General features: G+C 60.7%; 14 protein-coding genes. 10 read left to right on the forward strand and 4 right to left on the reverse strand.

The annotated features are described in order from the left end of the window. Window positions 1-142: 142 nt before the first annotated feature. Together ACVJNE_RS04955 and ACVJNE_RS04960 are read right to left on the reverse strand one after the other, a co-directional pair. Window positions 143-310: a DUF1328 domain-containing protein gene (locus tag ACVJNE_RS04955; protein WP_173189334.1), complete on the reverse strand. Its 168-nt coding sequence runs from the start codon at window positions 308-310 to the stop codon at window positions 143-145. A 150-nt stretch (window positions 311-460) separates the two neighbouring features. Then, window positions 461-1,255: a response regulator gene (locus tag ACVJNE_RS04960; RefSeq protein WP_499563508.1), complete on the reverse strand. Its 795-nt coding sequence runs from the start codon at window positions 1,253-1,255 to the stop codon at window positions 461-463. Between the two features lie 220 nt (window positions 1,256-1,475). Between ACVJNE_RS04960 and ACVJNE_RS04965 the strand changes: the two genes are divergently transcribed. Both ACVJNE_RS04965 and ACVJNE_RS04970 read left to right on the forward strand, forming a co-directional pair. Continuing rightward, complete coding sequence (locus ACVJNE_RS04965) at window positions 1,476-1,688, forward strand: NepR family anti-sigma factor (protein WP_368803748.1); 213 nt, start codon at window positions 1,476-1,478, stop codon at window positions 1,686-1,688. A gap of 2 nt (window positions 1,689-1,690) precedes the next feature. Then, window positions 1,691-2,242 (forward strand): sigma-70 family RNA polymerase sigma factor, encoded by a 552-nt coding sequence (locus ACVJNE_RS04970; protein ID WP_173189331.1) that lies wholly within the window; start codon window positions 1,691-1,693, stop codon window positions 2,240-2,242. On the opposite strand, the gene ACVJNE_RS04975 is transcribed toward ACVJNE_RS04970, so the two are convergent. Beyond that, window positions 2,228-2,626 (reverse strand): response regulator, encoded by a 399-nt coding sequence (locus ACVJNE_RS04975; protein ID WP_499563511.1) that lies wholly within the window; start codon window positions 2,624-2,626, stop codon window positions 2,228-2,230. The two genes, ACVJNE_RS04970 and ACVJNE_RS04975, sit on opposite strands and share 15 nt — an antisense overlap. Before the next feature lie 148 nt (window positions 2,627-2,774). Here ACVJNE_RS04975 and ACVJNE_RS04980 point away from each other — a divergent pair, with 148 nt between their 5' ends. The 4 genes from ACVJNE_RS04980 (at window position 2,775) to ACVJNE_RS04995 (ending at window position 4,710) form a co-directional block, all read left to right on the forward strand. After that, entirely contained in the window at window positions 2,775-3,530 is a 756-nt protein-coding gene (locus ACVJNE_RS04980; RefSeq protein WP_499563513.1) for a Crp/Fnr family transcriptional regulator, read from the forward strand. A gap of 10 nt (window positions 3,531-3,540) precedes the next feature. Then, a complete protein-coding gene (locus ACVJNE_RS04985; protein ID WP_499563515.1) occupies window positions 3,541-3,960 on the forward strand; it encodes an ElaB/YgaM/YqjD family protein in 420 nt (139 codons plus the stop codon). Window positions 3,961-4,083: 123 nt separating this feature from the next. After that, the gene (locus ACVJNE_RS04990; RefSeq protein WP_421927460.1) at window positions 4,084-4,422 is read left to right on the forward strand and encodes a hypothetical protein; all 339 of its coding nucleotides are present in this window, start codon (window positions 4,084-4,086) and stop codon (window positions 4,420-4,422) included. Window positions 4,423-4,506: 84 nt separating this feature from the next. Next, window positions 4,507-4,710 (forward strand): hypothetical protein, encoded by a 204-nt coding sequence (locus ACVJNE_RS04995; RefSeq protein WP_368803743.1) that lies wholly within the window; start codon window positions 4,507-4,509, stop codon window positions 4,708-4,710. A gap of 6 nt (window positions 4,711-4,716) precedes the next feature. On the opposite strand, the gene ACVJNE_RS05000 is transcribed toward ACVJNE_RS04995, so the two are convergent. Further along, entirely contained in the window at window positions 4,717-5,622 is a 906-nt protein-coding gene (locus ACVJNE_RS05000) for a diacylglycerol/lipid kinase family protein (protein ID WP_499563517.1), read from the reverse strand. Between the two features lie 248 nt (window positions 5,623-5,870). Between ACVJNE_RS05000 and ACVJNE_RS05005 the strand changes: the two genes are divergently transcribed. From ACVJNE_RS05005 to ACVJNE_RS05020, 4 genes are all read left to right on the forward strand, one after another. Continuing rightward, entirely contained in the window at window positions 5,871-6,947 is a 1,077-nt protein-coding gene (locus tag ACVJNE_RS05005) for a PRC-barrel domain-containing protein (protein WP_499563519.1), read from the forward strand. A 205-nt stretch (window positions 6,948-7,152) separates the two neighbouring features. Then, on the forward strand, window positions 7,153-8,088 hold the full coding sequence (locus ACVJNE_RS05010) for a VOC family protein (RefSeq protein WP_499563521.1): 936 nt from the start codon (window positions 7,153-7,155) through the stop codon (window positions 8,086-8,088). A 4-nt stretch (window positions 8,089-8,092) separates the two neighbouring features. After that, window positions 8,093-8,722 carry an alpha/beta hydrolase gene (locus tag ACVJNE_RS05015; protein WP_499563523.1) on the forward strand — a complete coding sequence of 210 codons (630 nt, stop codon included), beginning with the start codon at window positions 8,093-8,095 and terminating at the stop codon, window positions 8,720-8,722. After that, window positions 8,719-9,015: a GNAT family N-acetyltransferase gene (locus ACVJNE_RS05020; protein WP_499563525.1), complete on the forward strand. Its 297-nt coding sequence runs from the start codon at window positions 8,719-8,721 to the stop codon at window positions 9,013-9,015. The genes ACVJNE_RS05015 and ACVJNE_RS05020 overlap by 4 nt, the downstream gene beginning before the upstream one ends. The last annotated feature ends 46 nt before the right edge of the window (window positions 9,016-9,061 follow it).

Consider the following 9,061-nt stretch of genomic DNA (forward strand, 5'->3'; position numbering starts at 1 on the left):
CGGTTCCAAATTGACGCCGCCGAACGCCGCAAAGTCGATGACTTGCGGCATCCGGCGGGTGGCGAAGTGCGAGCTGAGGGGTCTGCGAACTCCGCCTCTCCCATGCACCGCCGCGAGCGGAGATGCATCGAAGTGCGGGACATCAGCCTGCCCGGCGCATCAGCCCTGCAATGAGCGAAATGACGAGGAAGGCGAGGAAGATGAAGAACAGTATCTGCGCAATACCGGCGGAAGCACCCGCGATGCCGCCGAATCCGAGCGCACCGGCGATGATCGCAACGACGAGAAAAACGAGAGCCCAGTAAAGCATGGCGTGTCTCCTTGAACTTATATTCGAAAAACGCTGCCTTCCGCGTTTTGTTCCCGGGCCGCAAGCGGAAGGATTCCGGCAGAAACAGCGACAAAAAGAAGGCCGCCGGACAGGCGGCCCTCATTGCTGATCGACCAGCATGAGCTGCCGTCAGGCGGCAGCCTTCGCCTGCCGGTCGAAGAACAGCGCCTGACTGATAAGCGCCTTGACCATGTCCGGATTGAACGGCTTGGTCACGAGAAACGCTGGCTCCGGGCGCTCACCGGTGAGCAGCCGCTCCGGAAAGGCGGTGATGAAAATGACCGGAACCGGCGTACCGGCCAGAATTTCGTTGACGGCATCGATGCCTGACGAGCCGTCGGCAAGCTGGATATCCGCCAGCACCATCTTCGGCCTTTTGCTCGAAAACAGCGCCACCGCTTCCTTGTGCGTGCGCGCAGTGCCCACCACACGGTGCCCGAGGCTCTCAACCATCTCTTCGATGTCCATGGCGATGAGCGGCTCGTCTTCGATAATGAGCACGTCGGTGGCGACCTGCCGCGAAATCTCGTCGCTGGCCTCGGCGATCAGCTCCGCAAAACGATCCTCCTCGACGTCGAGGATTTCCGCGGCCTCGGCTTCTGAAAAGCCCTCGACGGCCACGAGCAGGAACGCCTGACGCGGCATTGGCGCAAGGGCGGACAGATTTGCCGCAGCACGGCTTTCCCAGCCGGCCGAATCATCGGCTTCCGGTACGCGAATGCTCACGGAGGTGAAAAGGGCGGTGAAAACCCGATACAGCGAAATCCTGTCGCTCGACAGTTTCGGAAAAATGCTGACGTCGGTGATGATCGCTTCCAGCGTTGCTGCGACCAGTGCATCGCCGCTGTTCTGCGAACCCGTTACGGCGCGGGAAAAGCGCCGCAAATAGGGAAGGTGCGGCGCGATCCTTGCGGACAAACTCATGATATGGCGTCTCCCTCAGTGACGTTAGATGAAAACCGGAGGACGGAAGCCAGCCGGCATTCAGAAAGTCGAAAACGCGGTACATTCAAAAAAGTTCCCACATTTGCGGAACGATATTCAAACACACACGTTTAAGCCCACCATCCAAGCGTTCGCAGGCCCGTGCGAACGGCTGACCTGAGGTTGAGTGTTCGACAGACCGGGGGCTAGAGACATAAGCATGAAGCCAAATATAGCGGCCGCGACGGGCGGCCAGAAGAAGCCGGGGCGCAGCTCCGAAACGCTGGGACCGAATTCGGAAATCGGCCGCAAACTCAAGCAATATTATGACGATCTCGTTTCCGACGAGGTGCCGGACAGGTTCGCAAACCTCCTCAAGCAGCTCGAGGAGAGTGAAAATTCCGGCGCCACGCCAGCCGGCGAGGGGCAATGATCATGGCCGACGCAGCATCGACCTTCAAACAGGATCTGCTGAGTGCCATTCCAAGCCTTCGAGCGTTTGCCATGTCATTGTCGCAGAATGCGGACAAGGCCGACGATCTCGTACAGGAAACGCTGGTCAAGGCGTGGGACAAGCAGGCATCGTTCCAGCCCGGCACCAACCTGAAGGCCTGGGTGTTCACGATTCTGCGCAACGAATTCTATTCGCAGATGCGCAAGCGTGGCCGCGAGGTGCAGGACAGCGATGGCGTCATCACGGCGCGCCTGGCTGTCCATCCGGCCCAGCAGGGCTCCATGGACCTGGACGATTTCCGCACGGCTCTCGAGACATTGCCTGAAGACCAGCGTGAAGCGATCATACTAATCGGCGCATCCGGCTTTTCTTACGAAGAGGCCGCCGAAATCTGCGACTGCGCCGTTGGCACGATCAAGAGCCGGGTGAGCCGGGCGCGCAGCAGGCTTCAGGAAATTCTCAACGTGAGCGGCGAGGCCGATTTCGGACCCGATGCCATTTCCGCTCAGGTTATGGGATCAAACGCCGCTTGAACGATCACGGCCGCGCTCGATCGCACGACCGAGCGCGGCGATAAGATCAGTGCCGCCGTAAGGTTTGGCGACCACCTCGATGTCGGAGACGACACCGAAACGCTCCTGGACATCCGTGTATCCGGTCGCGAAAACGAATGGTATGCCGCGTTGGGAAAGGGAGTTTGCGAATTCCGTCGTGGAATTGCCGCCAAGCATCAAATCCAGAACGGCGACATGAAACGCCTGGCCAGCGAAAGGGTCGTCTCCGAGATCGTCGATCTGGCGAACGATTGTGACTTCAGTCGCGCCATGTTCCCGGCATAGCTGCTCCACATCCATGGCGATGAGGAATTCGTCCTCCATGACGAGGACGTGCATGCCGTCCAGGCGAATATCCTGCAAAATACCGGGTCTCCTTGAAAGGCGATATGTGGCCGATTGCATGCCTTCTGTCATTTAAAAAAGACACAGCGGCAACCTTGCCCACAGTGGCGCGTTTGACCGTCTTGTAGATGACGTTGCGCGAGATCGTGGCGGGTGGGGGATCACCATGAAAGAACAGGTTAAGGTGCGCTCGGAGCGCAAATACCCGTGTGAGAAATGCCCTCTCGCCGGGCGTGATGCGTTCCGCAGGTTCAAGCCGAAGGAGCTGGATTTCGTCTCTCGTTTCAAGCGAGGTGAGCTCTCCGTCGACAAAGGGGCGACAGTCCTTGCCGAGGGCACCCGGAATCCGCATCTATACACGGTGCTTATAGGCTGGGGCTTCCGCTACAAGCTTATGTCGGATGGGCGGCGGCAGATCGTGAACTACGTCCTCCCCGGCGATCTCATCGGCCTGCAGGGCACCCTCATGGACGAAATCCAGCACTCCGTGGAAGCTTTGTCGCCGATGACGCTCTGCGTTTTCGAGCGCGGCGAGCTGATGTCGCTTTACCGCGAGCATCCCGAACTCGCCTACGACGTTACTTGGCTGGCCTCTCGCGAGGAATGCATGCTGGACGAAAACCTGCTGAGTGTCGGCCGGCGTTCGGCACTGGAGCGGCTGGCATACCTGATCGCGTTCCTGACGAGCAGGGCTCGTGCCGTGGGCATGTTCAACGGCACCGCAACGCTACCGATAACCCAGCAACACTTTGCCGACACGCTCGGCCTCTCACTCGTCCACACCAACAAGACCATCCGCAAGCTGATTGACCGAAAGCTTGTTCGCTGGCGCGATGGCGGCTGCGAGGTTATCGACGCCGACCAACTGGCCGAACTGTCCGGATGGGATCCATCGAACGAGGGCTCGCGACCGTTTATTTGATCGAATTTCTATGACGATGCTTCACCCACTTCGGGAACCTGCGCTATGGTCGAGCGTTGTCCTCGGCAACACGAAAGGGAGTAACGATATGGCAACGGCACCCACCGGCAAGGTTACCAGAGGCGGCAACGGCGCGAAGGCGAAGCCGGAAGACCTTGAAGCAGAGATCGCGCGGTTGCGCGAAGATGTGGCCCGGCTGAGCGCACAATTGTCCGCTACTGGCCAGCACTCCTATTCCGCAGCAAAACGGGCGGCAACCGAGGGCGCCGAACAGCTCCGCGTCAAGGGTGAGGCCGCGATGGAGAATATTCGCGCCAATGCCAGCGATATGGAAAGGCAGGTGTCGGACGCCGTTCGGGAAAAGCCAATTAGCTCCCTCGCGATAGCGGTCGGTGTCGGCTATTTTCTTGCACTTCTTTCGCGTCGCTGACACGTGGGAGCGCTTGCATCATTGATCGCGTCGATCGTTTCCGGTGAAGCATCGGAAGCGGTCGCACGCGCACGCCGCAAAGCAATTGTGTACTTGGCCGCAGGGCTTTTTTGCCTTTGCGGCGTGAGCTTCCTCATCGTTGCGGGTTTCATTGCCGCCGCGCGAGAGATCGGGGCGGTCGAAGCCGCGTTGGCATTTGCCGGCGGCTTTATAGTCGTCGCGTTCCTGTTGCTGGGCATCAGTTCCATAACCGCCAGGGCTCGTGAACGCCGCGTCGCAAGGCGCCGCAAAAGCGAGGCAAGAGCGCTCGCCGGAGCGGCTGCCTTTGCGATGGTTCCCACGCTGCTCGCAAGCCGCAAAGCGGGGCTCGCTCTCGTGGTGCCTGCGGTGGCGGCTCTTGCTTGGGCGGTGATGCGCGAGAATACGCCGCCGACAGACGGGGCAGACAATTCTCCGGATTGAGTTTTATCGACGGCCTTGCCGGGAACCTGGGTCCCGTGGCCGCATTGGTGTCGGAGAAAACCTTTCTGACATCGGAGCTTCCAAATGACCAAGACCGTGGACAAGAACAAGGCCCGTCAGGGGCGCAGTGGATGGCAGGTGCTCGTCGTGCTTGTCTGCGCTCTCGCCCTTGCCATGCTGGTTTGGTGGGGTGTGGGTATCTTCGGAAGTTCAATCGATCCGGAAGATCCCGTCGGCGGTGTGCCCGCAGAACAGCCTGCCGCAGAGGGCACACAGCCCGCAGGGTAGCGTATTTTATGCTGGCTCTGCGGGAACAAGCACCTTCAGCACACCTGGATGGCAGCGAACGGTCGTCTCTTTCTCAAGCTCGCAGAGCTCGCCATCCATGGCGCATCCAAACCGTTCGTGCCGTGCGAGCAGGCGAAGCCTTACCTCCTGCGCCGTCAGCATCTCGACCTGATCGTTCGTCTTCCATCGGCCGAGCAGCATATTGAGGGCCAGCAATATCATGTCCCCGCGGGTGCGTGACCGCGTGACGTAGACCCCAAGTACACCGCCATCCGGCACATCTGCATAAGGCAGATGACCTTCTCCGAAGACATTATTGGTGATGCCGATGCCGGCGGTTGCCAGCATCCTCTCCTCGCCGTCATCGAGCGTGAGGCCGATCCTCATCCGCGGCGGCCGGAAGAAGGCTCCAAAACCGGCGCGTATGGACGCCCTGATCTTGCCGAGCCGGGAGCGGAAGACTTCCTTCTCCCGCAGGCGAATAAGCTTGGCATGAAGCCCGACCGAAAACTGGTGAATGAACGGCTTGCCGTTGGCGCTCGCAACATCCACGTCACGAAATTCTCCGCCGCAAAGCGCGGCAGCCGCCGCTTCGAGCTCGAGCGGGATGCCCAGGCTTCTTGCAAAAAGGTTCATGGTGCCGGCTGGAAGTATCGCAAGCGCCTTGTCGCTGCCCATCAGCTTGCCAGCGGCACAGGACACCGTGCCATCGCCTCCGCCAACCATGACGACGTCGCAGTCCCCGGCAAGCGCCGCGTCAAGCGCGTGCTCGATTTCCTTGCCTGCGACCACGGCCACCATCACCTGATGGCCCGCCTCTTCCACCATTTCGCGCACGCGCGCGGTGAACACCGCAAGGTCGAGAGTGCGCAGCGTACCGCCTTCGCGGTTGAGGATGATCTGGAAGCGCATCGTTTGCAGGTCTCCAGACTTGATTTGTAGGAAAATCGGGCTGTTGGCGGAACGCCTTAGCCAAACTTAATGCGCTGACGTTGCGTATCGTTCCAGAACGTTTGGGCGACCGGCTCATTTTTTTCGAGTCGGAACCAGATCGGCGGTGGCCACGTTGTCGGGTTGTGAAGGTCACGTCCGGACCTCCCCTGCGAAAGTTTGGTTCCGGACGCGACCGTGCAAAGGAACATGCACAAGGAGAGTTTAACATGATCCGGAACCTTTTGGCGACAACTGCAATCGCAACGCTTATCGCAACCAGCGCAGCCGTGGCCCAGACCACCGCTCCCGCCCCGGCCGCAGATGCCCCGATGGAAGCTGCGCCGCAGCCTCAGGTGAAGCATGCCGAAGGACATCTCGCGTCGAACCTGATCGGTGAGACCGTCTATAATGGCAGCGGCGAAGGCGCCGAGAATATCGGCGAGGTCAAGGATCTCGTCCTCGACAGCGAGGGCAACATCCAGGCGATCGTCGTCGGCGTGGGCGGCTTCCTCGGCATCGGCGAGAAGCAGGTTGCCCTGCAGTACGATCTCGTCGAGTGGACCGAGATGGACGGCGAGGAATACATCGTCGTCGAGACGACTCGTGAGGCGCTCGAGGCCCAGCAGGAGTTTGACCTGGCGGCCTATGAGATGCAGCCGGCTGATGCCGAAGTTGGCAACACCCAGCCTGCCACGGCAGAAGACCTCGCTGCTGCACCGGTGGCAGAGGATGAAGCCGGCATGACCGATGACATGGCTGCCGCTCCGGCTCCTGCGGACGACAATATGGCTGCGACCGAAGAAGCCGCGCCGGCCGACGACATGGCTGCAACCGAGGAAGCTGCACCTGCTGATGACATGGCTGCCAGCGAGGAAGTTGCGCCTGCCGGTGAGGAAACGGCTGCTGCCCCTGCCGACGATACGATGACCGAGACGGATGAAACCCAGACGTCCGCCATCGATCGCTCGTCGCTCAGTGAGGTGCAGGTCGGTGACATCAGCGCCGATGATTTTGTCGGAACGACCGTGTATGGCGCCAACGACGAGAATATCGGCGAGATCGGCGACATCATCCTGTCGGACGATGGCCAGGTAGAAGCCGTTATCATCGACGTCGGCGGTTTCCTCGGCATCGGCGAGAAGGAAGTTGCAGTCAGCATGGACAATCTCGCGTTCCTGACGGATGCAGACGGCGAGTACTACCTGTACACGACGTTCACCCAGGAGCAGCTCGAGGCACAGGCCGCTTATGACGAAGGCTCGTTTGCCGAGAACCGTGATGACCAGCTTCTGACGGTCCAGTAACAATTCCGATCGGAAGCTGATGAAGGCCCGCGCCGAAAGCGCGGGCCTTTTCTTTGCTTGCGGCAAATGAGTGAACGATGAAAGCGTCATTGTTCGATAATACAGCACGGTCCATCGCGCCGCCGCAGTCTTCCCTCCGGGACCTTTTGCACGACATATGGCGTCAAGCGCCGCGATCTTGCGGCGGATAGAAGGGAGCCCGACCATGCTCGACCAGATCAAGGGACTTCACCATGTGACCTCCCTGGCGCGCGACGCCAAAGAGAACAACGACTTCTTCACCGACAAGCTCGGCCTTCGCCGGATCAAGAAGACCGTCAACTTCGACGCGCCGGATGTCTACCATCTCTATTATGCCGATGAGTTCGGCACCCCCGGTTCTGTCATGACCTACTTTCCTTTCCCGGATGCGGCCCGCGGTCGTCCGGGGACGGGTGAGGTCGGCGTCACCGCGTTCTCCGTGCCCGAAGGCACGCTTGCCTTCTGGGAGCAGCGTCTTGTCAGCGAGGGCGTGGCCGGGTTGAAGCGTTCCGAGCTGTTCGGCGAGCAGCGCCTAGCCTTCGAAGGACCGGATGGCGACGGTTTCGCGCTCGTTGAGACACGCGACGACGGTCGCGCACCATGGAACAACGGCGGCGTCGGCATCGACGAGGCTATCCGTGGGTTCCACTCGGTGTCCATGCGGCTGCAGGACGGCGGTGCGACAGCCGAACTCCTCAAGTTCATGAACTATGAGGAGATCGACAAGTCAGGCTCGGTGCGCCGTTTCGCGGTCAAGGGCGACAGCAACGGCGCCGATGTGATCGATGTCGAATCCCTGCCTGTCCTTGGCCATGCAAGGCAGGGTGCGGGTTCGGTCCATCACGTCGCCTTCGCGGTCGAGAACCGCGCAAAGCAGCTTGAAGTTCGCAAGGCACTAATGGAAACCGGCTACCAGGTGACGCCGGTGATCGACCGCGATTATTTCTGGGCGATCTATTTCCGCACGCCGGGCGGGGTGCTGTTCGAGGTCGCCACCAACGAACCCGGCTTCGACCGCGACGAGGACACGAAACATCTCGGCGAGGCTCTGAAATTGCCGTCGCAGCACGAGCACCTGCGGCCCTATCTGGAAAGCCATCTCCAGCCGATCGAGGACTGAGGCGATGACGAGCGACGCGTATATCCACAAGACCGCCGGGGGAGAACCCGGCGGCCCCCTGCTCTTCGTGTTCCACGGAACCGGGGCCGACGAAAACCAGTTCCTCGGCCTTGGTCGCGATCTGATGCCTGAGGCAACCGTTATTGCACCGCGCGGCGACGTTTCCGAACATGGCGCAGCCCGTTACTTCCGTCGCACCGGCGAAGGCGTCTACGACATGGACGATCTTGGGCGCGCAACGCGAAAGATGGTCGAGTTCGTTCGCACCCACGTGGACAAGAAGAAGCCCTCGGGGGTTTTCGGTCTAGGCTACTCGAACGGCGCCAACATTCTCGCTTCGGTTCTGTTTGCCGCGCCAGGCCTTTTTGACAAGGCCGTGCTGATGCACCCGCTGATACCCTTCGAGCCGCAGGCGGAAGGCACGCTCGACGGCACCCAGGTCTTGATGACCGCCGGCCAGCGCGATCCGATCTGCCCACCAGCGCTTACGCAGAAGCTGGAAGCTGACCTGCGAAAGCTGGGAGCCGATGTGGAACTGCTGTGGCACGAAGGCGGCCACGAGATACGCCAGCCGGAAATTCTGGGCGCCGAGGCATTCCTGTCCGCCACGCCGGCAAAAGGAGCATTTACATGACCGATGAAAACAGGATCGAACTCGAGGACAACGGCGCCAAGGGCCGCTATGTCGTCAGGGGATCGGATGGGATCGAAGCGGAAATGACCTTCACCAAGGTCGGCGATCATCAGCTTATCATCGACCATACCGAAGTGCCGGACGCGTTCCGGGGCCAGGGTGTCGGCGCGCGGCTCGTTACTCGGGCGGTCGAGGACGCGCGGGCCGCCGGCAAGACAATCATTCCCCTGTGCCCCTTCGCGGCCGCGCAGTTCCGACGTCATCCGGAATGGGCGGACGTGCTAAAGAAATAGCGGTCCTGCATCCGTTCGACTCGGAGCTTCGCGCCGCGCTATAGTC

This window comes from Mesorhizobium sp. DxT, from assembly GCF_058448885.1.